General features: G+C 37.4%; 19 protein-coding genes and 5 pseudogenes. 13 read left to right on the top strand and 11 right to left on the bottom strand.

Annotated elements, in window-relative coordinates:
• The first annotated feature begins 147 nt into the window (after window positions 1-147).
• From leuA to leuD, 4 genes and pseudogenes are all read left to right on the top strand, one after another.
• Window positions 148-1738, top strand: a pseudogene (gene leuA, locus L3081_RS06980) (2-isopropylmalate synthase).
• Window positions 1739-1807: 69 nt separating this feature from the next.
• Window positions 1808-2895: pseudogene (gene leuB / locus L3081_RS06975) on the top strand (3-isopropylmalate dehydrogenase).
• A 32-nt stretch (window positions 2896-2927) separates the two neighbouring features.
• Window positions 2928-4337, top strand: a complete 1410-nt coding sequence (leuC, locus tag L3081_RS06970; RefSeq protein ID WP_242285622.1) for a 3-isopropylmalate dehydratase large subunit — start codon at window positions 2928-2930, stop codon at window positions 4335-4337.
• A gap of 29 nt (window positions 4338-4366) precedes the next feature.
• Window positions 4367-4963, top strand: coding sequence for a 3-isopropylmalate dehydratase small subunit (leuD, locus tag L3081_RS06965; RefSeq protein ID WP_242284426.1), 597 nt, complete (start codon window positions 4367-4369; stop codon window positions 4961-4963).
• Window positions 4964-5040: 77 nt separating this feature from the next.
• Here the strand turns inward: leuD and L3081_RS06960 are convergent, their stop codons facing one another.
• Window positions 5041-5958: a sensor domain-containing diguanylate cyclase gene (locus L3081_RS06960; protein WP_242284425.1), complete on the bottom strand. Its 918-nt coding sequence runs from the start codon at window positions 5956-5958 to the stop codon at window positions 5041-5043.
• Between the two features lie 240 nt (window positions 5959-6198).
• Complete coding sequence (locus L3081_RS06955) at window positions 6199-7839, bottom strand: AAA family ATPase (RefSeq protein ID WP_242284424.1); 1641 nt, start codon at window positions 7837-7839, stop codon at window positions 6199-6201.
• 115 nt (window positions 7840-7954) lie between these two features.
• On the opposite strand from L3081_RS06955, the gene L3081_RS06950 reads away from it, so the two are divergent.
• Window positions 7955-9238, top strand: a complete 1284-nt coding sequence (locus L3081_RS06950) for a multifunctional CCA addition/repair protein (RefSeq protein ID WP_242284423.1) — start codon at window positions 7955-7957, stop codon at window positions 9236-9238.
• 32 nt (window positions 9239-9270) lie between these two features.
• On the opposite strand, the gene L3081_RS06945 is transcribed toward L3081_RS06950, so the two are convergent.
• Window positions 9271-9492 carry a DUF3820 family protein gene (locus L3081_RS06945; RefSeq protein ID WP_242284422.1) on the bottom strand — a complete coding sequence of 74 codons (222 nt, stop codon included), beginning with the start codon at window positions 9490-9492 and terminating at the stop codon, window positions 9271-9273.
• Between the two features lie 502 nt (window positions 9493-9994).
• On the opposite strand from L3081_RS06945, the gene L3081_RS28950 reads away from it, so the two are divergent.
• Window positions 9995-10420 (top strand): type 2 periplasmic-binding domain-containing protein, encoded by a 426-nt coding sequence (locus tag L3081_RS28950; RefSeq protein ID WP_420839704.1) that lies wholly within the window; start codon window positions 9995-9997, stop codon window positions 10418-10420.
• 2 nt (window positions 10421-10422) lie between these two features.
• Here L3081_RS28950 and L3081_RS06935 read toward each other — a convergent pair whose 3' ends face one another.
• The 5 genes from L3081_RS06935 to L3081_RS26545 form a co-directional block, all read right to left on the bottom strand.
• Complete coding sequence (locus L3081_RS06935) at window positions 10423-10980, bottom strand: response regulator transcription factor (protein ID WP_242284421.1); 558 nt, start codon at window positions 10978-10980, stop codon at window positions 10423-10425.
• Between the two features lie 20 nt (window positions 10981-11000).
• Window positions 11001-12251, bottom strand: a complete 1251-nt coding sequence (locus L3081_RS06930) for a sensor histidine kinase (protein ID WP_242284418.1) — start codon at window positions 12249-12251, stop codon at window positions 11001-11003.
• 174 nt (window positions 12252-12425) lie between these two features.
• Window positions 12426-14183 carry a GGDEF domain-containing protein gene (locus L3081_RS06925; RefSeq protein ID WP_242284417.1) on the bottom strand — a complete coding sequence of 586 codons (1758 nt, stop codon included), beginning with the start codon at window positions 14181-14183 and terminating at the stop codon, window positions 12426-12428.
• 27 nt (window positions 14184-14210) lie between these two features.
• Window positions 14211-14705, bottom strand: coding sequence for a methyl-accepting chemotaxis protein (locus L3081_RS06920; RefSeq protein ID WP_338027268.1), 495 nt, complete (start codon window positions 14703-14705; stop codon window positions 14211-14213).
• The gene (locus L3081_RS26545; protein ID WP_274620358.1) at window positions 14701-15834 is read right to left on the bottom strand and encodes a HAMP domain-containing protein; all 1134 of its coding nucleotides are present in this window, start codon (window positions 15832-15834) and stop codon (window positions 14701-14703) included. Before L3081_RS26545 ends, L3081_RS06920 begins: the two co-directional genes overlap by 5 nt.
• A 316-nt stretch (window positions 15835-16150) precedes the next feature.
• Here L3081_RS26545 and msrA point away from each other — a divergent pair, with 316 nt between their 5' ends.
• Window positions 16151-16639 carry a peptide-methionine (S)-S-oxide reductase MsrA gene (msrA, locus tag L3081_RS06910; RefSeq protein WP_242285616.1) on the top strand — a complete coding sequence of 163 codons (489 nt, stop codon included), beginning with the start codon at window positions 16151-16153 and terminating at the stop codon, window positions 16637-16639.
• 7 nt (window positions 16640-16646) lie between these two features.
• Here msrA and L3081_RS06905 read toward each other — a convergent pair whose 3' ends face one another.
• From L3081_RS06905 to L3081_RS06895, 3 genes and pseudogenes are all read right to left on the bottom strand, one after another.
• Window positions 16647-17069 carry a GNAT family N-acetyltransferase gene (locus tag L3081_RS06905; protein WP_242284415.1) on the bottom strand — a complete coding sequence of 141 codons (423 nt, stop codon included), beginning with the start codon at window positions 17067-17069 and terminating at the stop codon, window positions 16647-16649.
• A 14-nt stretch (window positions 17070-17083) separates the two neighbouring features.
• Window positions 17084-17999 (bottom strand): annotated as a pseudogene (gene nadC, locus L3081_RS06900) (carboxylating nicotinate-nucleotide diphosphorylase).
• Between the two features lie 12 nt (window positions 18000-18011).
• A complete protein-coding gene (locus tag L3081_RS06895; RefSeq protein WP_242284413.1) occupies window positions 18012-18533 on the bottom strand; it encodes a retropepsin-like aspartic protease family protein in 522 nt (173 codons plus the stop codon).
• A 52-nt stretch (window positions 18534-18585) separates the two neighbouring features.
• Here L3081_RS06895 and ampD point away from each other — a divergent pair, with 52 nt between their 5' ends.
• The 6 genes and pseudogenes from ampD (at window position 18586) to aceF (ending at window position 25866) form a co-directional block, all read left to right on the top strand.
• Entirely contained in the window at window positions 18586-19218 is a 633-nt protein-coding gene (ampD, locus tag L3081_RS06890; RefSeq protein ID WP_242284411.1) for a 1,6-anhydro-N-acetylmuramyl-L-alanine amidase AmpD, read from the top strand.
• Between the two features lie 30 nt (window positions 19219-19248).
• The gene (ampE, locus tag L3081_RS06885) at window positions 19249-19653 is read left to right on the top strand and encodes a regulatory signaling modulator protein AmpE (protein ID WP_242284410.1); all 405 of its coding nucleotides are present in this window, start codon (window positions 19249-19251) and stop codon (window positions 19651-19653) included.
• Window positions 19646-20227: a regulatory signaling modulator protein AmpE gene (ampE, locus tag L3081_RS28075; protein ID WP_242284408.1), complete on the top strand. Its 582-nt coding sequence runs from the start codon at window positions 19646-19648 to the stop codon at window positions 20225-20227. The genes ampE (L3081_RS06885) and ampE (L3081_RS28075) overlap by 8 nt, the downstream gene beginning before the upstream one ends.
• Before the next feature lie 368 nt (window positions 20228-20595).
• Window positions 20596-21354: a pyruvate dehydrogenase complex transcriptional repressor PdhR gene (gene pdhR, locus L3081_RS06875; protein WP_242284406.1), complete on the top strand. Its 759-nt coding sequence runs from the start codon at window positions 20596-20598 to the stop codon at window positions 21352-21354.
• Between the two features lie 124 nt (window positions 21355-21478).
• Window positions 21479-24162, top strand: a pseudogene (gene aceE, locus L3081_RS06870) (pyruvate dehydrogenase (acetyl-transferring), homodimeric type).
• Between the two features lie 25 nt (window positions 24163-24187).
• Window positions 24188-25866: pseudogene (gene aceF, locus L3081_RS06865) on the top strand (dihydrolipoyllysine-residue acetyltransferase).
• Window positions 25867-25942 lie beyond the last annotated feature (76 nt).

The following is a 25942-nucleotide window of genomic DNA, read 5'->3' as shown; positions in this document are numbered from 1 at the left end:
ACGACTCAATAAGAGATAACTCTAAAAATACAAACAAATAAGAATTCATAAAAACCCGCGCTAATTAACGCGGGTTTTTTTACGTCTATGCGTTAGTTAGCTTAAACAAAATTAATAAACTAAATTAGACACACAAAGGATAAAAATATGAGTAATATTGCAACAACCTCACAAAACTCATCAAAAGATTCATTTTCAAACGATAATGTCATTATTTTCGACACTACCTTACGAGATGGTGAACAAGCATTGAATGCGAGTTTGTCGGTACATGAAAAACTGCAGATTGCTTTATCACTAGAACGTTTGGGTGTAGACATTATGGAAGTAGGTTTTCCTGTTTCTTCTCCGGGTGACTTTGAATCGGTTCAACAAATTGCTCGTACTATTAAAAATGCCCGAGTGTGTGGTTTAGCCCGTGCAGTTGAAGCTGATATTGATGCCTGTGCCCAATCATTAAAAGTTGCCGACCAATTCCGTATACATACTTTTATTTCAACATCTGATGTACATGTTCAGCAAAAATTAAAAAAAGAATTTTCCGATGTCCAAGCCATGGCTGTACATGCCGTTAAATACGCGCGTAAATTTACTGACGATGTAGAGTTTTCTTGTGAAGATCTTTGGTAGAACGCCCATTGATAATTTATGTCGCATGGTCGAAGCCGCGATTACCGCCGGCGCTACCACAGTAAACATTCCTGATACTGTGGGCTATACCCTACCTTTTGAGTTTCAAGGTATTATCACTGATTTATTTAACCGTGTACCTAATATTGATAAAGCTATCATTTCAGTACATTGTCATAACGATCTAGGGTTAGCCGTAGCAAACTCAATGGCAGCAGTTCAAGCCGGCGCACGTCAAATTGAATGTACTATTAATGGTATAGGCGAACGTGCAGGTAATTGCTCTTTAGAAGAAGTTGCCATGATAATGAAAACACGCGAAGCATTATTAGGTGTGCATACCAATATCAAGCATCAAGAAATTGCTCGTACATCTAAATTGGTTAGTACTTTATGTAATATGCCAGTACAACTAAATAAAGCAATTGTGGGAGGAAATGCTTTTAGTCATTCTTCAGGTATTCATCAAGATGGTATGCTAAAAGCCAGTAATACATACGAAATTATGACACCTGAAAGTGTTGGTATTGCTAAAACAAAATTAAACTTAACTTCTCGCAGTGGTCGCCATGTAATTAAGCATCGCATGGAAAGTTTAGGGTACAAAGAAAGCGATTATGAACTTGAACAGCTTTACACTAACTTTTTGGCACTAGCAGATAAAAAAGGCCAAGTGTTTGATGATGATTTAGAAGCCATGTTGTTTAATATTCAACAACAAGATACACATGATTACTATCGCTTAGACACGATTAATGTTCAATGTGGTGATGGTGAATTTGCAACCGCTAGCATAAAACTTTTAGCAGGTGATGAAATTAGCAAGATACATGCGGCCACGGGTAATGGTCCTGTAGATGCGCTTTATCAAGCCATAAAACAAGCGGTTGATGTAGAATTTGAAGTCAGTGATTATAAAATATCAAACAAAGGCTCTGGTGAAGATGGTTTAGGTCAAGCCGATTTAGTAATCACTTGGCAAGGAAGAAATTTTCATGGCTACGGTTTAGCTACCGATGTAATTGAAGCTTCTGGCCAAGCATTAATTCATGCATTAAATAGTATTAACAGAGCAAAAACTATCGCAGAGCTAAAAGCAGCAAAATAAGTAGAGAGCCTAGCTTGATTTTGTTTAACAAAGCACGCTAGAACACAGAAAATATAAGGTATAGAACACATGTCCAACATAGCAGTATTAGCCGGTGACGGTATCGGCCCCGAAGTTATGGTTGAAGCCAAAAAGGTATTAACCGCCATAGCCAAAAAATTTAACATAATCCTTAATACAAAAGATTATGATATTGGCGGCGCAGCCATTGATAACCACGGTAATGCCCTGCCCGATTCAACCATGAAAGGTTGTGAAGAAAGCGATGCCATTTTATTTGGTAGTGTCGGTGGCCCTAAATGGGCAAATTTACCACCAACAGAGCAGCCAGAGCGTTGCGCATTATTAGGTTTACGTGGTCGTTTTGATTTATTTTGTAACATGCGTCCCGCAACGTTACAACCACTTTATCAAGCCTATCAACATTACGCAGCGATATCTCAGCGCAAGGTTTTGATGTATTAGTGATTCGTGAATTAACCGGCGATATATACTTTGGTGAGCCCAAAGGCCGTAAAGGTGAAGGGGAAGAAGAAACAGGGTTCGATTCTATGTTTTATTCACGTCGTGAAATAAAACGTATTGCTCACCTTGCCTTTCAAGCCGCACAAAAGCGCAATAATAAAGTTACCTCTGTTGATAAAGCCAATGTATTAGCCACTAGCCAATTATGGCGTCAAGTGGTTGAAGAGGTTGCTGTAGAATACCCAGAAGTAAAACTTGAACATTTATATGTTGATAATGCAGCCATGCAATTAGTGCGTGACCCAAATCAGTTTGATGTAATGCTATGCCCTAACCTGTTTGGTGACATTTTATCTGACATTTGTGCCATGATTACTGGCTCTATGGGCCTATTACCTTCTGCCAGTTTAAACGAACAAGGTTTTGGCATGTACGAACCTGCCGGCGGTAGCGCACCAGATATTGCAGGAAAAGGCATTGCCAATCCTATTGCTCAAATTTTATCAGCAGCACTCATGCTCCGTTATAGTCTAAATGAAGATGCGGCAGCAAAAGCTGTTGAAGATGCGGTGGCAAGTGCGCTAGATAACGGCATATTAACGGCAGATTTATTACCAAGTAATAATCGAGAAAACGCAAAAACCACCAGTGAAGTGGGTGATTATATTTGTAGAAAAATTGAGGAAGCATAAGAATGAGCACTACAAAAACTATGGCGAATGACATGCCAAAAACAATGTACGAAAAATTATGGCAAACACATTTAGTTGAAGAAAAAGCCGGCGAGACCCCTTTACTTTATGTTGACAGACATTTAATTCATGAAGTGACATCGCCACAAGCTTTTGCCAATTTACGCTTTTATAACCGCCCAGTTCGTCATCCTGAACGCACTATTGCTACCATGGATCATAATATTTCTACTCGCTCAATTGAAATTGATGCCGGCGGCGAAGGCGCAGCAAACCAATTACGCGCTTTAGAAAAAAATTGTAAAGAATTTGGTATTGAATTATTTGGCATGGGCCATAAAAATCAAGGTATCGCCCATGTTATGGGACCAGAACTTGGTTTGACTTTACCAGGCACAATTATTGTTTGTGGTGATTCTCATACGGCAACTCATGGTGCATTTGGTGCTTTAGCTTTTGGTATTGGTACTTCTGAAGTTGAACATGTTTTCGCAACTCAAACATTGCGTCAAACAAAAGCAAAAACCATGAAAATTGAAGTAAAAGGACATGTAGGTAAAGGTATCAGCGCTAAAGATATTATTCTTGCGATTATTGGTAAAACTGGCAGCGCCGGCGCTACCGGTTATGTTGTTGAATATTGTGGAGAAGCCATAGAAGCATTGAGCATGGAAGAACGCATGACAGTGTGTAATATGAGTATTGAGTTTGGTGCAAAAGTCGGGTTAATAGCGCCAGACCAAACAACCTTTGATTATGTTGAAGGTAAAGAATATGCACCTAAAGGTGAAGTGTTTCAACAAGCCGTTGCCGACTGGAAAAAATTACGCACAGATGAGGGCGCTATTTTTGACTCAGTAGTAACCCTTGAAGCGAAAGATATTAAAGCCCAAGTGACTTGGGGAACAAATCCCGGTCAAGTCATTAGTGTAGACGGTACCGTGCCATCACCTGATGATATTGATGATGCTGTTGAAAAAGAATCATGTGCTAATGCCCTAAAATATATGGATTTAACGGTCGGAACAAAAATAACTGACATTCATGTTAACAAAGTCTTTATCGGCTCTTGTACTAACTCACGCATTGAAGATTTACGTGCAGCAGCTAACGTTGTTAAAGATTACACAGCCAAAGGACAACGCGTACAAAGCTCAGTGGATGCTATTATTGTTCCTGGCTCTTACCGTGTTAAAACACAAGCAGAAAGCGAAGGCTTAGATAAAATATTTAGCGATGCAGGTTTTGAGTGGCGTTTACCAGGTTGTTCTATGTGTTTAGGCATGAATGATGATGTGCTTGAAGAAGGCGATCGTTGTGCCTCCACCAGTAACCGTAACTTTGAAGGTCGCCAAGGTAGAGGAAGCCGTACACACTTAGTAAGCCCTGAAATGGCTGCAGCAGCAGCAATTGCGGGCCACTTTGTCGACTTAAACGCATAACTGCCAACAACCTTATAGAGGAATTAAACATGGAAAAATTTACCACACATACAGGCTTAGTTGTGCCATTAGATATCGCCAACATCGATACCGATCAAATCATCCCAAAACAATTTTTACAAAAAACTGAACGTGTTGGTTTTGGTGTTCATTTATTTCACGACAGCCGTTATTTAGATCATAATGGTAAAGAGCCAAACCCAGAGTTTATTTTAAATAAACCTGAATACAAAGACGCTAGCATTTTATTGACAAGAGAAAACTTCGGTTGTGGTTCAAGTCGAGAACACGCACCTTGGGCTTTAGAAGAATACGGTTTTAAAGTCATTATTGCGCCAAGCTTTGCTGACATTTTTTACGGTAACTGTATCAATATTGGTTTATTACCCATTAAATTATCTGAAGAACAAATTGACCAATTATTTAAGCAAGCAGATAATGCTAAACTAAATCTTACCGTTGATTTAGCTAACAACACGGTAAGTAATGGTGATATTAGTTTTACCTTTGAACTTGGTCAGTTTCACAAATACTGCTTAGAAGAAGGTGTTGACAGCGTAGGTCGGACATTAAACAAGCTTGATAAAATTAAAGCTTTTGAAGCCAAAATGCCCGCTTGGCAATAATATTTTACTAATGGGTTAATTACTAATGAGTTAATGCTACTAGCATTAACTCATTTTGTTGATTTCCTTCAACCTTATCATCCATTCGCAAACATTATTTGGTTTCTTCCCTTTTCTTTTGCAGTATAAAGCAGATCATCTGCATGTTTGATAAGTTCACTTTCTTTATTATCTTTGTTGGGATACATTGTGCTTAAACCAATGCTTGCGGTTAAGATAGGTAATATCTTAGATTTTTTGTTGGGGATATTTAATAAACGAACCTCTTCAAGCAATGGGGCAATCAACGTCTTAGCTTGAGTTAAACTAACCCCTCCATATATTAACGCAAATTCTTCACCGCCATAGCGAGCAACAAGATCGTTTGGCCGTTTGCCAAATTTTTTCAGTACTGTTCCTAAAGCCCTTAAACAATCATCTCCAGTTTGATGTCCATAGGTATCATTCAATAATTTAAAATAGTCAAGATCAACCATAGCAAGTGAGATCGGTATATTAAGGCGACGACAACGATTCCATTCGTTTTGTAAAAATTCATTAAAATAGCGACGATTGGGTATGTCAGTTAAGCCGTCAATACGGGACAGGTTCAAAACTTCTTCTTCCGCTAATTTCCTTTCTGTAATATTTTGGTGAGAAATTACAAAACAGTTCACGCCTTTTTCAGTGAATGGGGTAACGCGCATCATAAACCAACGTTTATCATCTTGACTATGACACGGATATTCAAAATAAAACTGTTCTTCTTCACCACTAATAACGGATCTAATACCAATTGCAGCTTGAGTTCCGTAGTCATCCCCCATATTACTCGCACTATCACATTGCTTTAAATAATTAATACCAATCCATTTTTCATTAATTACACACGAATTTTTTTCTCCAAACACACACCGCCTATTATTCACAAATAATATATCGCCTCGGCTATCTATAACGACGATGTGTTCAGTAATTGTATCTAAAACAGATTTCAGAAAATCATATGACTGCATTACTTAATATGCCTCATTTAGTTTAACGCTGTAATTATCCAGAACTCGGCTTAATAATAAAATCATTGATATTGATTGATGTATATACGTGATTAATTAAAGCTGTTTATATCAATTTAAGCAAACCGGATATTTCTCTATTTTTTAAAGAAAAACGAACCACATAAAATATGCAAGAAAATAGCGCTCACCAATGGGCGAAATTTAATGTGCTCAGTAATAGCATACTACAAGATAATATTACCAATTAGTTAGCGGCAGGCTAAACTTTTCGCCTCGATAAGTTAATATCACTTGTTGTGGCAATATTTTTTCGATATAAACCCCATTGGCAATACTATCACCTTCATAACGATCTCGGCCATTCACATTCACCCGACCTTCACCATCAGAGGCATAAATGTGCTGTTCAAAACGTAAACTAGGAATACCTTCTTGTACCCAAGCAGGCATCTGCGTTAATGATTTTACACCGCTATCCGCCGTTGGAATAGGTTCAGGTTTCCGTGCCTTTGGTGACGTTTTTTTAGTGTCGTCAATAGCCGCTTGGAAACGTGCGAGTAGATCTTCAGAAACCCCCTCAACCGCTTCAACTTGGTAATTTTTTTGAGCTATTTCTTGTTCAGGTTCAGGTTTAGGTTTAGGTTTAGGTTTAGGTGCGATATTTTCTACAACCTTTGGTTCAGCTGAAGTATTTTTTTCGGGTAATAAGTCAACGGATTCAGTGCTTGCAACTTCCACGGTTGCTTTAACCGGCGTTAGTATTGTGTCTTCAGGTCGTTTTTGCTTCTCGCTACTTACGACTAACTGTTCTATTGGTCTTGGTTGAGGTAGCTGATCATTTAATATTTTTTCATTAGTTTTCTCTAACGGTTCTTTTGCTTGAACAGTCGGTTGTTCTTTAACTAACTCATTGCTGACTGCAGAAGCGGTATCTTCTGGTACTTGTTGTGGCGACTCATGCTGACCTAACCAAAATCCTGTCAATAATACGGCAAATAAAACGCAAGCAGCTAAACCAATTTGAAGACCTTTATTCTGCCACCAAGGTAACAAGTCGAAATCATCACCTAAAGCATGACTAGCCGCTTTTAAAACTATTTTTCTATCCACAACCGCGTTATTAGAATTATATGCTTCCATTAACGCGCTATGACACAGTAAATTAATCAACCTTGGTATGCCTTGGGATAGTTGATGAATAGCAGTTAAAGCACCTTTATTAAACAGTGCTCGATGACAACCGGCAACCGACAATCTATGCTTGATATAAGCAGCCAATTCAACTTTATTTAATGGAAGTAAGTGATACCGTGCAGTTATGCGTTGTGCTAATTGTCGTAAATCACGACGTTTCAGTAATTGCTGTAATTCAGGTTGTCCAATTAAAATAACTTGTAGTAATTTTTTAGTATCTGTTTCTAAATTAGTTAACAACCGAAGTTGTTCTAATACTTCCGCTTCTAAATGTTGTGCCTCATCAATAATCAATAAAGTATTAAGATTACAAGCATGATTTTTTAATAACTTTTCAGCAATTTTATCCGTTAATGTTTTTAACGTTGCGCCGGTTTTTCGGTAACGAATTTTTAATTCATCACAAATCGTTGCAAGTAATTCTTGGCTAGACAAGGTTGGGTTTAAAATAAAGGCTAATTGCGTATTCTTAGGTATCTCCGTCATCAAACAGCGACTTACCGTTGTTTTACCTGTACCAACTTCACCTGTTAATAGTACAAAACCGCCGTTGTCGCCTGCGCCGCCCAAACCATGACTTAAATGGCTGAGAGCTTCACGATGCCGATCACTCATAAATAAGTACTTAGGGTTTGGTGCGATAGAAAAGGGTAATTCATTTAAGGAGAAAAAATTTCTGTACATAAAACGTTGCTGCAATTTAAAGACGAAAATACACTGATAAAATTAACCTGTTGACAAGGTTATGTCTACGAATATTATGGTAAACTTTGTAAATGATCTTAATGAGGCGACATTTTTGACTACTAATACCCCCCACATTGCAAACATATCTGAACTTGATGTTTATCTTGTTGGGGGTGCTGTGCGCGATGAATTGTTAAACAGGCCTTATAAAGACCAAGACTTTTTAGTAGTTGGTGCCTCAGTTCAACAAATGTTATCGCTAGGATTTAACCAGGTAGGTAAAGATTTCCCGGTTTTTTTGCACCCCGAAACTAAGCAAGAATATGCCTTAGCGCGCACTGAACGTAAACAAGGTCAGGGGTATACGGGATTTGCTTGTTATGCAGAACCTGACGTGACTATAGAGCAAGATTTATTGCGTCGTGATCTTACTATCAACGCAATGGCCAAAAACCGAGAAGGTAAAATTGTCGACCCTTACAATGGTCAGCAAGATCTTGAAAATAGAGTGTTGCGCCATGTCAGTTCTGCCTTTATTGAAGATCCCTTAAGAGTATTACGCGTGGCACGTTTCGCGGCTCGTTATCACGAATATGGTTTTGTTATTGCTGATGAAACACTCGAATTAATGACCACGATAAGTGCCAGTGGTGAATTATTATCCTTAAGTGCAGAGCGTATATGGCAAGAAATGCAACGCAGTTTGTCTGAAGATCATCCTGAGGTTTTTTTTGACGTTCTACGTCAATGCCAAGCCCTTAAGGTAATTTGGCCCGATTTAGATAGATTATGGGGTGTGCCAAACCCTGCCAAATGGCACCCTGAAATTTGTAGTGGTATTCACACTATGATGGTATTACATCAGGCTGTTTTATTAACAAAAGATCTTAAGCGCAAAACAGCAATTCGTTTTGCAGCATTATGTCACGATCTAGGTAAAGGGCTAACCAATAGTGAGTATTTACCAAGTCACCCTGGACACGAAAAAGCAGGCCTACCTTTAGTAGAGAAAATATCAAAACAGCTTAAGGTACCAGTGTATTACCAACAATTAGCCTTAAAAGTGTGCGAACATCATTTGCATTGCCATAAAGCGTTTCAATTAAAACCAAGTACATTATTAAGAATATTTGATCAACTTGACGTGTGGCGAAAGCCGCAAGAGTTTGATGACTTTATTATGGCGTGTAAAAGTGATTTTCTTGGGCGTTTAGGCTTTGAAAATCGACCTTACCCACAAGAGGAGTATCTAAAAAAAGCTATGTTAGCCGCCAGTAATGTCAATGCTAAAGCCTTTGTTGAACAAGGCTTAAAAGGTCTGGCTATAAAAGAGGCAATGGTAAAAGCACGTTTAACTGCCATTAAAAAAGTGAAAGAACAGTATCAAGTAGGTTAAGTGATCAGCTCACTTTTTTTATTTAACGGTAACTACTCTTTCAATAATGGTTTTAACATGCCTTCTAGGCCATTCAATTTAACTTCATACATTAGCGCGAGTTGCTCTCCTAACTTTCCTTCTGGAAAACCCTTTGCATGAAACCATACTAAATAAGGTTCTGGGAGCTGTAATAATTTTCTACCCGCATATTTACCAAAAGGCATTGTCATATTAATAGCAGCGACAAGCTGTTCGTGATTTTTATTAAGCATTAATTATCTCATCTCTATTTATACATTCATTTTATTAATTGAATTTCACAACATTGTAAAACACAACGAGTAAGGTTAAAAGCAACCATCGACTAAGCAAGTCTAACAATAATTGTATAAATGACGAGTGTGCATTAAACTTAATTTACCTATGATAAATTATTCAAAATATGAAAAAGTGTAATCCGTTATATCAAAGCATAATCGTATTCATTGTCTTGTTCAGTGGGTATATCTATGCAAAAAAATAACAATCGTTACAGAGCACCTAGCCCCTTTTCAAATAGTTAATGAAAAATCCATCAGTGGTATTTCAACCGAAATAATTGAAGCGACTTTAAAAGCGACAAATTATGATTACGATATAACAGCTTACCCTTGGTCAATATCCTTTAGTAGAGCTAAACGCGAGCAAAATACTTGCATCTATTCACTCGGTCGTATTCCAGATCGTGAATCATTATTTGAATGGGTAGGTCATATTATAAGTAGTACTATTTCTTTGTATTCATTAGCGTCCAAACAAATACTAATTACCAACCTAAATGATGCAAAAAAATACAAAACAGCCGTTATAAGGGATGATGTTACCCACCACTTTTTGTTATCAAAAGGCTTTATCGAAAATGAAAACCTTTATGTTATGGATAACTATGACTCTCTTTTAAAGTTATTGGAAACGCCTAACCGCAATATTGATTTAGTGGTTCTTAACGATGATCTTATTTACAACCGCGTGAAGAGTACTGAAGCCGCATCCAAGTACAAAAATGTCTATAACATGCAAGAACTCACGTTAAATTTTCATTTTGCTTGTAGCCTTAACACAGAAAAAAACATTGTTAAGGACCTAAAAGAAACAATGAAAGAATTAGAGAAAAAGGCACCTTTACCGCCATTAGAAAAAAATGGCGTCCTACCATGGTAAATCTACTTTAAATCACTTTTTACAGAATCACTCTGCGGTTTTTTTTGTAGCTTGCGTTGTAAAGTACGTCTATGCATTGATAATTGTCTAGCGGTTGCTGAGATGTTTCCATCGTTTGCTTTTAATACTTGTTGAATATGCTGCCACTGTGCTTGTTCTGCTGACAACGTTTCACCATCAATTTCAGCATTCGTTGCTATGCTTGATGCTTTGCTTTCATTAAGTGCCGATAACAATGTTTGTGTATCTAACGGTTTAGATAAATAGTCGTCCGCCCCTAGTTTTATGGCATCAACGGCTGTTGCAATACTTGCAAAACCAGTGAGCAAAATAATTCGGCTTTCAGGCCTTAGCTTTCTTAACGGCTTAATGATACTCAAGGTGGTTTCTTGTGCTAGCTTCATATCAAGCAACACATAATCGGGTTTTTGCCTGTGGCAAGCTAATAAGGCTTCAGAATTGCTGTCTACATGTACGCAATGAAAACCATGCTTTGTTAATCGTCGGGTTAAGGTATTAGCAAAAGTAGCATCGTCTTCTACGAGTAATAATTCTTTCATGGTGAAATTTCATCTGTAAATTAACGTGGTATAGGTAAACTTAAGGTAACTAATGCCCCACCTTGATAATGATTTGTTAGGGCTAACTTACCTCCAAGACGTTCTAAACTCGCGTGACTTAAAAACACTGCCATACCTAAACCTTGCTTACTGTTAACAGGGTTCACGCCAAGTTTTTTTAGCTTTTCTAAGGTAAAGCCAATTCCATAATCACGAATAATAAATTGCCAGTTGCCTTCAGCCACCTGGCTCGTTAATGTAATTTTCGTGGAGTTATTAATTTTTGTTGCTCTAATCGCGTTGTTAATTAAATTAAGAATGGCAGGTAACAATGAAGCATCAGCCATCACGGTAACATTATCGGGATGTTTTTTTATTAGCTCAATATCAACTTCTGGATAATTCACCCGTAAATTTTCTAAAATATCATCAATTAAATTATTCACTGTTATCACGATACTAACTTGTTCTTTTATAGAAAAAACCATTTCGCGAAAAGCATCTAAACTATCGGTACAACACTTTAACTGATTTTGCATATCAATCACAATGCTATTGTTGGGAAAGTCTTCACGTAATTCATCAGCCAATAATTGTATTGTCGTAATCGGGGTGGCTAATTGATGGGTGACTTGCGCTGATGCAACGCCAAGAGACATGACTTGGTCTTGTTTCAATAAATTTTCTCTATACGCTGCAATAGCAAGTTCTCGTTGGTTAATGCTACGTGCCATTTTACCTACAACTAAAGCAACGACTAATGCAGAAAATAAGAAGTTTATGCCCATACCAATAAAATGCCCCTCCATATTGCCATGCATAACACTCATCGGTAAAAACCAGAGCAAAATGCTATATGATCCAATAGCCATAAAAGCAACCAACGCAAGTAATGTAGGAGATAATGTTACAGCAGCAATAGCAATAGGGATCAGTAATAAGGAAACAAAGGCATTAGTAGCGCCACCACTAAAAAATAGCAGTAATGACATAAAGAGTATATCGGAACAAATTTGTATCAACAAAGCAGACTGACTGACTTGTTGTTGTTTTCGATAAAGTAAAAAACTACCAAAAGTGTAAACGACCTCCAAAGCAATTACACCAAATAATGGAGCCCAAGGAAGTTGATAATTAAGTACTAGATTAACAAAAAAAATCAGCAATAATTGAATAACTATCGCAACACTACGTAATGCAAGTACTATTTTAACTTGGTTACTTGATTTAAAGTTGACCGAAAAATTATTAATTTTAAAAAATGACGACATAAATAGCTAAGTTTTTGAATCAATGTTAAAAGCATAATTCATGATTTTAACTTTATTTTGACTTGCTGTAATGAAAAATGTACCAAAAGGCAATTTTATTTCATTATTGTGATAATCACTAATATTTTTTATTAATGCAATGCTTTGCTATTTTTTCATCGCCCGCTAGCTTACTTACACGGAAGTAATGTCAAAAGAATGTTGTTTTTGTCTCCGGCAAATAAATAAACTACTACCCGTATTTTTTTTCGCTTCTGATTTCGCTTTAGAGGCTAAATCAGCTATTTGGTGATATGAATTATAACAGGTTGTATCAGGTTGAATGACACCAATAGCTAAGCTAACAAGTGGATGAAATATATTTTTTCCACTGCGATCTAATGCATAGTATCCTTGCTGTTTTTGATGCTCTGGCGTAATGAAAGACAAACTTTGTTGAGAAAAATCAGTTAATATATTTTGGCATACCTTTTCAACATCATTATTTTTAAACATAATAATGAAATCATCTCCGCCAATATGTCCGACAAAGCAACACTTATTGCTTGTATTGATCATAATAGAATTAGCGAGCGTTTTAAGTAATAAATCACCTTTAGCGTATCCATAAATATCATTAAATGGCTTAAAGTGATTCAAATCTAAGTAAGCTAAATTAAACGGCCTTTTATGCTTTAACATGTAATCTATTTCTTTTTCTATAGCAACATTGCCAGGCAATCCTGTTAATGGGTTCGCGTATCTTGCCTGTTCTAACTTAGATTCAGTGATACTTTTAAGTAAATCTCTAGGCGACACCACACCAAGATAATATCCATTTTTTGTGATAATTGAAGGCTGAGTAAATTCAGCATTGGCCCTTGCGGTTAATAACGTACTCACCTGCTCTAATGGCATAGAATGATCAAGTATCATATGGTTATTTGATTTAATATCTACTGCCATTTTTTTAGAAAATAGTGCTCTGCCATAAATATCTGAATAAGATTCCATCAACTGATTTCTAAAAATCATCCCTAAAGGCTTGTTTTCACGTAATACGGGAATAGCATAAATATTAATGTTTTGCGTGAAAATATCATAAACATGATTAACACTTTGATTATATTCAACCGTTTTTGTAGTCGTGACCAACATTTCAATAGTTTCAATCGTTGAGACTTGTTTGGGAGACACGCAAACATCCAGTGTCGGAAATTTTTGAATAGGGTACTCATTAGGCTTAGCTAAGAAAAAACCTTGACTGTATACCATTCCTAGCTCACGGAGCAATTCAAACTCTTCTTTGGTTTCAATGCCTTCTGCAATTATAAGTGCGTTAGATATACGACCTAGCTCAAAAAGAATTTTTAAAAATTCTCGTTTCATTACATCTTGATCACATTGGTCAATAAAATACCGATCTATTTTGACAATATCCGGACGTAAATAACTCCATTGTTTGAGTCCTGAGTAACCTACGCCAACATCATCAATAGCAATATCAAAACCAAATTTTCTATATTTATTTAATGCTTTCAGTAAAATGTCACTATTAGGAAAAGGTGACTTCTCACTAATCTCAATCACCACTTGATTAGGAGATAACCCAGATTGCTCCACTAATTTGATTGTTTCGCCATAAGGGTGGTCTTTATTGAGCATGACATTCAAGCAAATATTAATGAATAACTTTCCCTCTAACTTCAGCTCGACAAAACGAGAAATAGCCCTTGCCCGGCAGAGCAATTCAAGCTCAGACAATAGATTGTGCTGCTGTGCAGCCTCAAATAATGCTTCTGGAGAAAAAAGAGGTGTATTTTGAGGACCTCGCGTTAGTGCTTCGTATCCGACAATAGTTTCATTTTCTATATCAAAAATAGGTTGAAAAACAGTGTTAATGAGCTTTTCAGCGATAATTGTTTGAACTGTTATTTGATGGCTTGACTGCATAACGCATCTCTTATTCTTCATCATGGACTAATAACGAAACTGAGTTAATGCCGCCTTTAACTCGACACTTAAGTTTTCTACCGATTTTGCATTTGTTAGAACGTCATTAGTATTTTCTTTATTTTTATGTGACAAAGAAAATACACGATCCATCATATTTTTCACTTCTTTCACGGCTTGTAGCTGTTCACATTGGTTATGATTGATTCGCTCATTTTTACTAATGATTTCACTAAAAGACTGTGTAATAACCTGTAAATTAACTTCCGTATCTTTAATTGTTTGTGCACCCTTGTTTGCGAATTCTTCATTTTGCCTCATTTGTTCAGCCGCTTCATCTGTGGCTTTTCTTATATTAGCAATCACGGTTTCAATTTCTCCCGTTGATTCTTGCGTTCGTTGTGCGAGTGAACGTACCTCATCCGCAACTACAGCAAACCCACGCCCTTGTTCACCTGCACGTGCAGCTTCTATCGCCGCATTTAACGCTAATAAATTAGTTTGTTCAGCAACCGCTTTAATGACAGTTAATACTGAGTCTATTTGCTTGGCCGTGTTCTCGCAACAAATTCATTTGCGTTGTTGAAAGTCCTATCGCTTCCGCTAACTGTTTTATTTGTTCTGAAGATTGTTCTACAACAATAAAATTATCCGTAGCGCATAGCTCTGCTTCTTTACTAACGAGTATGGTATTTTCTGTATAAACTTGCGTTTCTTCCACCGCTTTACTCATTTGTTCAATGGAAACATTCGCATTAGAGAGCTCATTTTGAGTACTGCTCACTTGAGTTTTAGCTTCTTGACACGCGATGATTGTACTTTCTGTTGCGGTATCCGGCGATGTGCCAATTTCAGATAATGTTTCAACAAAATCGACTATTCTATCCATCATTACATTAAAGCTTTGCCCTATTTCTCCAAATTCATCTTGAGTCGTTAACGCTACTCGTAAAGATAAATTAGATTCCTGCTCAACATTAATCATAGTGCGTTGAAGGTGTTTCAATGGCTTTCTTATGGACTTGAATATTGACCATCCCAACAATAAAATTAATACAGCAATAACACTCACGGTAATAGATATGATTCTATTCGTTTCGGCTGTTAGTGCACTGTTTAATAACCTATCGTCATGAGCTAATTGTTTTTGTAGAAGGACCAATTGATCTAACTTTAATAAAAAAGGTTCTAAAGCAGCGTACATCTTTAAATCAACGTAATTACCCATATTGTATGAGGAGGCTTGTGTTATAAAATCAGCAATAATTTTTATCGATTCAAGACTTTTTTGATATAGTGGCTGCATACTAAGCAATAATTTATTTTCTTGTTCTGACAAATTACCCTTTTTATAGTCTTGCCATTGTTGGGTAATAATGATTTCCCCACGCTCTACTTTTTCTTGGGCATCTTGCCATAACTCCATACCACTACGTGCCTTATGCGCTGTATCGATAATATTTGAAGTAAATGTTCTGATAATAAGGTTAAGTCGTTGAGTTTGGCTTAACCTTGCTTCAAGGTGTTGTTGATTATTTATGTGACGATCTGTCGATATTTTTATACTGACATAAAGAATAAGACTAAAGAGAAGTAAAGGGACTAAAGATAAAATAACAAGCTTACTACTAACACGGTTTAATTGTTTCATTTGAAATCTTCACATCTAAAGAAGAAGCTAAAAACTGGTCGCAGAATAGCAAGCATTTGTGACACTATTGTTACCAATAAATGACACAAAGATGACGATAACATTGCAAAAATATTACAACTAGATTAAGAAAAATATTATTCTTAATCTTAATGGTATACTCTTACTTACAACAGTTTTACCGCACAATTAATTGCGGTAATATATTCATAGCGTTACTTTTTTAACAATAAGCACAAGACAAAATTATGAGTACTAATGACAAACTTGCCCCCCTCCAAGCACTTGCTACTTTAGTGGGGGCTGCTTTTGGTGTATAGAGGGTGCTTTTAGCCAAGTTAAAGGCATACACAGTGCAACATCAGGCTACATGGGAGGAACAACAACTGAACCAACCTACGAAGAGATTTGTAATGGGGATACAGGTCATGCTGAAGTAGTACAACTATGCTTTGATCCAAATATTATCAGTTACCAAGAGATACTCGAAATATTCTTTACTTTACACGATCCAACACAATTAAATCGACAAGGTAATGATATTGGCACGCAATACCGCTCAGCTGTTTTTTATCATGATGAAAGCCAAAAAAATGTGGTAGAACAAATAGTATCTGAAATGCGTGCAGCGCACATGTTTGAGCAAGCAATTGTTACACAAACATGTCCAGTTGACACTTTTTACTCTGGTGAAGATTACCATCAAGATTATGTAAAAAATAACCCTGAAAATTCATATTGTCAGGCAGTGGTTTCACCAAAGTTGGCAAAGTTTAGAAAAACTTTTGTTAGTAAATTAAAGTAAGGTTAAATTAGATGAACTTACACATTCCATGACCTAAAGAAGCATTTGGCCGTTCTATATAATTATAACGAGCATAAAATGCTTCTTTGCCTTTAACCGCTAACAACCCGATAGTTGAACCCTTTATTGCTGTGCTTGATAAATAATTCTCTATGTTTTGCATAATCAACGCACCGATCCCTAATCCTTGGTAGTCTGGTAAAACCACGATATCTTGAACATAAAAATACATGACGCCATCACCAACCACACGCCCCATACCAACAAGCTGTTCTTCAAAATATACAGCAACATGGAATAGCGAGTTGTCCAAACTGGCTTTAGCATCTTTGGCTGATACATTCTGCCGGCCGCTCTTTTCTCGTAAAGATAAAAAATCTTCAACCCTGGGTGCTGTAAAGTCGACTATAAGGCTATCAATGTTAACCATACTAATTTGTTTAATTATTTGAAGCGCATTGATAAATCAATCGCTTGTACATGTTTTGTTAATGCGCCGCACAAATAAAATCAACGCCCGCTTTAGTGTATTCTTGCAATATTTCTATGGTCATATTACCCGACACTTCTAATTTAGCCTTACCACGGGTTGCAGTTACTGCGGCTTCAATCATTGTTGGCGTAAAATTATCAAGCATTATAATATCTGCGCCGGATCCAATGCTTGCTGTAATTCATCCATTGACTCTACCTCAACTTCAACGGTTTTATCACTGTGATTTTTCTTTGCAGTTGCTACCGCCTGCGCAATACCACCACAAGCAGCAATGTGATTTTCTTTAATTAAAAACGCATCAAACAACCCAATTCGGTGATTAACACCACCACCACACAGTACGGCATATTTTTGCGCACTTCTCAGTCCTGGTAAGGTTTTTCTAGTATCTAATAATTTGGTATTTGAACCGGATAACTCTTGCACGTATTGACTTGTTAATGTAGCGGTGCCTGATAACGTTTGTAAAAAATTTAACGCAGTACGTTCACCCGTTAGCAAAGTGCGCGCATTGCCCTGTAATTCAAACAGGGGTGTATTCGCTTTAACCTGTTCCCCATCAGCTACTAACCAAGTGATTTTTGTATCAGGAACTTGCGGTTGAGAATCATCTAATTGAGCAAACACTGCATTTACCCAAGCAATACCTGATACAACACAATCTTCACGGGTAATAACACAAGCAGTCGCTTGCTCATTTTCAGGAATTAACATCGCCGTAATATCTTGACTTACTCCTGGAACGTTGCCATCAATAACCCCCAAATCTTCTTTAAGTGCCCAAGTCACTGTTGTTTTAATATCGTGCTGTAATTTTATTATCTCATCAGAAAGTACTGCGGTAAGCTGTGTAGAGGTATGCATCTGTCATTCCTATTAAGGGTGTTCACGTAGGGTAAGTTGTTTGCCTGTTTGGCTAAATTCTACTTTTTTTAATGCACTCATACCCAACAAAATTTCATCACTTTTCATTGCGGGGTTAATATGTGCGGCAACATTATATAGGAAAATATTACCAATGCTAAGCTGATCTAATTCGGTTCTATATACTGTTACCGTGCCATTAGCTGTTTGCACAGGATAACTACCGAAACTTTGTAGTTGTAATTCATCAGCAATATGTGCAGGAATAGATACTTGTGTCGCCCCGGTATCTAATAGAAAAGTGACCGGTAACTCATTAATGGTACCTAAAGTGACATAATGCCCTTGTTTATTTTGCTTCAAAACGACTTCGGCTTGACCTGACCTGTTTATACCCAGTTGTGGCTGATTATTTGGGTTATACTGTTTATCAAGCACATCTTGAAAAAAATACATTAATAAAGCCAATGCTACAATCCATGCAAGCCAAACAAAGATTTTACCAATTTTGTTTGTCGAGTCATTTTCATTCATAATATAATTATTCTTACGTGTGTAGTAATTAACTAAAGGGAACCGCTATTGTATGTTGTTAAGCAAACAGAAAAAAGCGATAAAAGGTAATAATTTGCAACCAAGTTTTACTATAACGCATGGCTACCTTGATGGTATTGAACAGAAAAAATCGAATTTTTTCACACCTCGTTGCCAAAGCGACCCAATCAGCTTGTTAGTTGTTCATAACATCTCATTACCTGCAGGGGAATTTGGCGGTGATCATATTACCGATTTATTTTTAGGTAAAATTAACGCCAATGCACATCCCAGTTTTACTGACATTGCACAATTACAAGTTTCTGCTCATTGCTTAATTAGGCGTGATGGCAGTATCATTCAATATGTCTCTTTTAATGATAAAGCATGGCATGCGGGAATATCATGTTTTGATGGTAGAGATAAATGTAATGACTTCTCTATCGGCATTGAGCTTGAAGGTACTGATGATATAGCGTATGAAGATATCCAATATCATCAGTTAGCAAAATTGGTGAGTAGTATTCAAAAACAATATCCGTTAATTAGTAATGAAAATATCGTTGGTCATTGTGATATTGCTCAAGGAAGAAAAACAGATCCGGGCAAAGCATTTAACTGGAAATATTTTCACCAATGTTTAAACGATTTAAATGAAAGTACATGTTTGTTTCACATAACATAAATTAAAAATAACAATTAAATAAGGTTACCAATGAGTCTATTAAGTTTATTAATTGCTTTAGCAGCAGAAAAATCATTTTCGTCTGCAATCTGGCGTTTCGATTACTATTATCAAAAGTATCTTAGCTTTTTTAAAAATAATGCAATACTAGCAAAACTAAAACGTAATAATCTTAGTTACACTATTTTTATATTATTGCCTGTTGCTGTTGTTTATGGCGTTCTATATTTGGTAGAAGACGGACTCTTACACCTTATTATTTCGACACTTATCCTTATTGTTGCCTTTGGTTGTGTCAAAACACGTGGTGTTTATAAGCAATATTTACATGCTTCTTTTCAGGAGAGAAAACCACCGCAGCGCTTCATCATAAACAACTTCTGCAAGACAAAAACTTGCCCGACATGGGATTTGGTCAAGCGCTTATTTGGCTAAATTACCGTTACTATATTGCAATTATGCTATTTTTCGTCGTCTTTGGCGCTGCTTTGGTGTAGTTTTTTATCGCCTATTAACAACGGTAATAGAACAACAAAATGGTTGTTCAATAGAAACCGAAACCAACCACATCGATGAAGAAGTACTCGACAGTTCGGAGACTCCGCTAACAGAAACAACACTAAAAAGTGACGATGAGCAATCGACTACCGTTAGTGATGAACTAAACAACAACGATGATGAACATAATGTTGATCAACCTTTTCATTGTAAGAGTTATCAACAACTCCTCTTTTTCATTGATTGGCTACCGGTACGCATAACCTCTTTTGGTTATATGTTTGTTGGCCATTTTTCAAAAGCTTTACCTATCTGGTTAGAAAGCTTATTTGATCTGAACAAACCTACTTACAAAATCTTAATTGATGTTGCTCAAAAATCTGAAGACTTTATGATAGATAAAGACGATTGCAGTGCAGAGCCTTGCTTACTTGTTCGTTTAGCTAAGCGTAATGTTTTGTTATTATTGTCAGTCATCTCAATACTCACTCTACTTGGACTAGTTAACTAACTCATTAACTATTACTATTAATTATAGCGCAGTAACTAATAATGGCTGTCCCTGTAAAAAGCAGCCATTTGTAAAAAGCAGCCATTATTAACACCCAAAAACTACGTTAACAATTGGTAAGACCATTAATTTCAAACACCCAAATCAAACAATTGTTTTAAGCTTTAACTCTAATTTTATTTCTATTTTCATTGAAAAACTTCCTTGCTTTACTGGGCCACTTCAACTAAATTACATTGCAAATCTAGTGTTTCTTTGCTATTTTATTATCTAAAATGCAAATGGTAATACCAATTTACCATGGATTTTTTAATGTTATTTAATGAAATATAAAAATAAATAAACACTAATTGGTGGATTAATTATTAATGTCGCAACTATTACAAAAACAGATCAAACCTCAAAAACTTTCTGACATTATCTTAGTGCAGTTAGAGAATATGATTATTGGGGGCAGTTTACAGCCTGGCGAAAAATTATTGCCTGAACGTGAGTTAGCTAAACAGTTTGAAGTATCGAGACCTTCACTTCGAGAAGCAGTGCAAAAACTAGAAGCTAAGGGGTTGGTTACTCGTAAGCAAGGCGGTGGGACTTTTGTTACGAAAACCATAATGAAGTCATTTTCAGATCCTTTATTTGACTTGATGGCGGCCAGTAACGAATCACAATTTGATTTATTAGAATTCCGTCATGGCATTGAAGGCATGGCCTCGTATTATGCAGCTATGCGCGGAACTAGCGCAGATTTTGAGCAAATACAAGCCAAGCATGAACACATAGGTAACTGCCGACTTGAAGATGATTTTCGTTCAGAAGCAAGCGCCGTTTATGAGTTTTATGTCGCTATTTGTGCAGCGTCACATAATGCCTTGATATTACATACAGCACGCAGTATGGCGGCATTATTGACAGACAATATAGAACAAAACTTAACAATATTAGCAAAACGCCCAGATATCTTTAGCAAGATTACAGATTATAGAAAAAATTTGCTCGACGCTATTCTTAGCGGACAGCCGAAAAAAGCTTGGGGAGCAAGTCATCGCCACTTAGCTTTTATTGAGGAAGTGTTATTAAAACTAACTCAAGAAAACAGCCGTATGGAACGCTCTATGCGAAGAATGTAAAGATTGTAGGTTAAAAAAGCGATTAAATTACCAACAACCTGTTGTAAGAATATTATTTAAAAACTATTTAGCACATACTTACAACTAAAAAATATAAACAAAATACTATTGGAGACAACACAATATGTCAGATCTACCAAACATTGATATTGATTCATTAGAAACCCAAGAATGGTTAGAATCAATGGAATCAGTACTAGAAAATGAAGGGCCAGAACGTGCTCATTTTCTACTTGAGGCATTAATTGAGCGTGCTCGTCGCGGTGGCACACATTTACCTTTTGAAGCGACAACTTCATACATTAACACAATTCCACCAGGTCAAGAGCCACATATGCCTGCTGACCAAACTATTGAATCACGTATTCGTGCTGCAATTCGTTGGAATGCTTTAGCCTTAGTATTACGCGCCTCTAAAAAAGATCTAGAACTTGGTGGACATATTGGTAGTTTTGCCTCTTCATCAACACTTTATGATGTTGGTTTTAATCACTTCTTTAAAGCGGCAACAGACAAAGATGGCGGCGACTTTATTTTCGCCCAAGGTCATATTTCACCAGGTATTTATGCTCGCTCTTTCCTTGAAGGTAGATTAACTGAAGAGCAAATGGCGAATTTCCGTCAAGAATGTGAAGGTAAAGGTTTATCTTCATACCCACACCCTCATTTAATGAAAGATTATTGGCAGTTCCCAACAGTTTCTATGGGCTTAGGTCCACTTCAAGCTATTTATACCGCTCGTTTCTTAAAATACTTAACGAATCGAGGCATCAAAGACTGTTCAGGCCAACGCGTCTATTGTTTCCTAGGTGATGGTGAAACGGATGAACCTGAATCATTAGGTGCTATTGGTTTAGCTTCGCGTGAAGGCTTAGATAACTTAACTTTTGTTATTAACTGTAATTTACAGCGTTTAGATGGTCCTGTACGCGGTAATGGCAAAATCATTCAAGAACTTGAAGGTACATTCCGCGGCGCAGGCGGGAAGTTGTGAAGGTTATTTGGGGCAGCTATTGGGATCAATTACTTGCCCGTGATACTTCAGGAAAACTGTTACAGTTAATGAATGAAACTGTTGATGGTGAATATCAAAACTGTAAAGCTAAAGGCGGTAAATACACCCGCGAAAAATTCTTCAATAAATACCCTGAAACAGAAGCCATGGTTGCCAATATGTCAGACAAAGATATATGGCGTTTAAACCGTGGTGGTCATGATCCAGTAAAAGTTTATGCTGCTTATCAAAAAGCCATGGATACTAAAGGTCGTCCTACAGTTATTCTAGCTAAAACCGTTAAGGGTTTTGGCTTAGGTGCTTCAGGTGAAGCCTTAAACATCGCCCATAATGTTAAAAAAATGGACATTGAATCAATCAAACATTACCGCGATCGTTTTAATATTCCTATTAGTGATGACGATATTGGTGATTTGCCGTTCTTCCAATTTCCAAAAGACAGTGAAGAATATAAATACATGATGGCCCGTCGTGAAGCATTAGGCGGATCGTTACCTGCACGTCGTAAACAGCCAGAAGAGTCTCTTGAGATACCGCCATTAAAATCTTTTGAAGCAATCACTAAAGGTTCAGGCGATCGAGAAGTATCATCTACAATGACTTTTGTGCGTGTATTAAACGCACTAATTAAGGACAAAAAAATTGGCAAACGCATTGTGCCAATCATTCCTGATGAAGCACGTACTTTTGGTATGGAAGGCTTATTCCGCCAAGTGGGTATTTATGCCAACGAAGGGCAAAAATATATCCCTCAAGATGCTGACCAAGTTGCTTATTACCGCGAAGATAAGAAAGGACAAGTACTACAAGAAGGCATTAATGAATTAGGCGCTATGGCTTCATGGGTTGCTGCCGGTACCTCTTATTCTACATGTAATGCAACCACTATTCCGTTTTATGTCTATTACTCAATGTTTGGTTTCCAACGTGTGGGTGATTTAGCATGGGCGGCCGGTGATAGCCAAGCACGTGGGTTCTTCTTTGGGTGCAACGGTCGGGTAGAACGACCCTTAATGGTGAAGGACTACAACATCAGGATGGTCATTCTCATGTACAAGCCGGATTGATTCCAAACTGTGTTACTTACGATCCAACCTATGGTTATGAAATTGCCGTTATTGTTCGTGATGGTCTACGTCGTATGTACGAAGAAAATGAAAATGTTTTCTATTATCTAACCTTGATGAATGAAAATTATCAACACCCTGCTATGCCTGACACTAAAGATATTAGTGATCAGATCATTAAAGGTATTTATCAATTAGAGCAAGTACCTGCTAAAGCTAAAAAAGCGGTAGCAAACGTACAACTAATGGGCTCAGGCACCATTTTGCAAAAAGTACGTCAAGCAGCACAAATTCTCGGAAATGACTTCAATATTTCAAGTGATGTGTATTCAGTTACTTCATTTAACGAACTAGCGCGTGAAGGGCAAGATGTTACTCGTTGGAACATGCTTCACCCTGAAAGCAAACAAAAGACACCATATATCGGTAGTGTAATAACGAAAGAAGGCGGCCCAGCCTATTGCCGCAACGGATTACATTAAAAATTATTCAGATCAAGTTCGCGCGTACATAAACACAGAATACCGTGTATTAGGTACAGACGGTTTTGGCCGCAGCGATAGTCGAGATAATTTACGTCAGCATTTTGAAGTTGACCAATACTATATTGTGGTTGCTGCCTTATTTGAATTAGCTAATCGTGGTGATATTAAACACAGTGTTGTTAGTGAAGCCATTAAACGCTTTAACATTAACAGCGAAAAACTTAACCCACTTTACGCTTAATTTGTGACTAGAGAAGGAAAATAAAATGTCTAATGAAAAAATTCTAGTTCCCGATGTTGGTGGCGAAGAAGTTGAAATCATAGAAATTTGTGTCGCTGTTGGTGACACGCTTGAAGCTGATGAAGGTATTGTTACGGTTGAAACAGATAAAGCATCGATGGATATCCCTGCACCTTTTGCCGGCACTTTACTTAGTTTATCTGTTGCCGTTGGCGATAAAATCAAAGAAGGTGATGTCATTGGTGAAATCAGTGCGGTGAGTCTGCGAGCGCAGATGAAACGCCGACCGTTGAAGAAGCAGCTCCCGTAGAAGCACCTGTTGCCGAGCCGGCACCTGTTGCTGAAGTGGCTGCGCCTACACCAACACCGACAACAGCACCAACAACGTCTGCAATAATTGAAATTGCCGTACCGGATATTGGTGAAGACGGTGAAGTTGACGTAATTGAAGTACTCGTTAGTGTGGGTGATACCATTGAAGAAGAAGATGGTTTAATCACGCTCGAAACAGATAAAGCCACCATGGATGTACCATCAACGCATGCGGGTACCGTTAAAGAAGTCTTTATTAATGTGGGTGACAAGGTTAAACAAGGCAGCGTTGTTATTAAACTTGAAACAACTGGTGGCGCGGTTACTGATGCTGCACCGGCAGTGGCTCCTGTAGCTCAACCCCCTGCAGCACCAGTTGAAGCACCTGCTAAAGTTGCTCCTACAACGGCTCCCGCTAGTTCGCCAGTACCGCACCATCCACAAGCAGGCACAAGTAAAAAAGGAACTATTTATAGCTCACCTTCTATTCGTCGTATTGCTCGTGAATTTGGCGTGGATCTATCGCAAGTAAAAGGTTCAGGCAATAAAGGTCGTATTTTAAAAGAAGACGTACAGTCTTATGTTAAATATGAACTCTCTCGTCCTAAAGCCAACGCGGGTAGCTCTGTTGCATCAGGTGAAGGCGGTTTACAAGTTGTGAGCGCCAAAGCGATTGATTTTGCTAAATTTGGTGAAATTGAAACCAAACCTTTATCTCGTATTCAAAAAATATCAGGACCATTCTTACACCGTAACTGGGTTACTATTCCTCATGTTACTCAGTTTGATGAAGCAGATATTACGAATGTTGAAGCGTTTAGAAAAGAGCAAAATGTGGTTTGTGAAAAACAAAAACTTGGCTTTAAAATCACGCCATTAGTCTTTATTTTAAAAGCGGTAGCTGATGCTTTACGTGCTTACCCAACGTTTAACTCTAGCTTGAGTGAAGATGGCGAAAGTTTAATATTGAAAAAATATATTCACATAGGCGTTGCTGTTGATACCCCAAATGGTTTAGTTGTACCGGTTGTGCGTGATGTGGATAAAAAAGGTATTTATGAGCTATCTCGCGAATTACTCGACATAAGCATTAAAGCCCGCGAAGGTAAGTTAAAAGCCGCAGATATGCAAGGTGGTTGTTTTACTATCTCAAGTCTTGGTGGCATTGGTGGAACAGCATTTACCCCAATTGTGAACGCCCCAGAAGTTGCTATTTTAGGTGTATCTAAATCTGAAATAAAACCGAAATGGAATGGTAAAGATTTTGAACCTAAGTTAATGTTACCATTGTCAATGTCTTACGACCATCGCGTTATTGACGGTGCGCTAGCTGCACGCTTTACCGTGCATTTAGCCAGTGTAATGTCCGATATTCGGAAATTAATACTTTAGTCAGAATTTAACAATTATTATTGGCGAAATTCACTGGATCAGCGTAGAATTTCGCCATCAATATTTTCAACCAAAT

Origin of the sequence: Colwellia maritima (assembly GCF_022669015.1) — a bacterium.
Lineage (GTDB): Bacteria > Pseudomonadota > Gammaproteobacteria > Enterobacterales > Alteromonadaceae > Colwellia > Colwellia maritima.
Note: the sequence above shows the minus strand (reverse complement) of the source record. Positions and strands in the feature narration are given on the sequence as shown.

What these genes read in the sequence shown, in the direction of transcription:
- L3081_RS06930 (WP_242284418.1), bottom strand. Translation starts at nt 12,251, where the DNA reads ATGTCGTCATTTTTTAAAATTAATAATTTTTCGGTCAACTTTAAATCA.
- leuD (WP_242284426.1), top strand. Translation starts at nt 4,367, where the DNA reads ATGGAAAAATTTACCACACATACAGGCTTAGTTGTGCCATTAGATATC.
- L3081_RS06955 (WP_242284424.1), bottom strand. Translation starts at nt 7,839, where the DNA reads ATGTACAGAAATTTTTTCTCCTTAAATGAATTACCCTTTTCTATCGCA.
- leuC (WP_242285622.1), top strand. Translation starts at nt 2,928, where the DNA reads ATGCCAAAAACAATGTACGAAAAATTATGGCAAACACATTTAGTTGAA.
- ampD (WP_242284411.1), top strand. Translation starts at nt 18,586, where the DNA reads ATGTTGTTAAGCAAACAGAAAAAAGCGATAAAAGGTAATAATTTGCAA.
- L3081_RS06960 (WP_242284425.1), bottom strand. Translation starts at nt 5,958, where the DNA reads ATGCAGTCATATGATTTTCTGAAATCTGTTTTAGATACAATTACTGAA.
- L3081_RS06935 (WP_242284421.1), bottom strand. Translation starts at nt 10,980, where the DNA reads ATGAAAGAATTATTACTCGTAGAAGACGATGCTACTTTTGCTAATACC.
- ampE (WP_242284410.1), top strand. Translation starts at nt 19,249, where the DNA reads ATGAGTCTATTAAGTTTATTAATTGCTTTAGCAGCAGAAAAATCATTT.
- L3081_RS06925 (WP_242284417.1), bottom strand. Translation starts at nt 14,183, where the DNA reads ATGCAGTCAAGCCATCAAATAACAGTTCAAACAATTATCGCTGAAAAG.
- pdhR (WP_242284406.1), top strand. Translation starts at nt 20,596, where the DNA reads ATGTCGCAACTATTACAAAAACAGATCAAACCTCAAAAACTTTCTGAC.
- L3081_RS06895 (WP_242284413.1), bottom strand. Translation starts at nt 18,533, where the DNA reads ATGAATGAAAATGACTCGACAAACAAAATTGGTAAAATCTTTGTTTGG.
- L3081_RS26545 (WP_274620358.1), bottom strand. Translation starts at nt 15,834, where the DNA reads ATGAAACAATTAAACCGTGTTAGTAGTAAGCTTGTTATTTTATCTTTA.
- L3081_RS06945 (WP_242284422.1), bottom strand. Translation starts at nt 9,492, where the DNA reads ATGCTTAATAAAAATCACGAACAGCTTGTCGCTGCTATTAATATGACA.
- L3081_RS06905 (WP_242284415.1), bottom strand. Translation starts at nt 17,069, where the DNA reads ATGGTTAACATTGATAGCCTTATAGTCGACTTTACAGCACCCAGGGTT.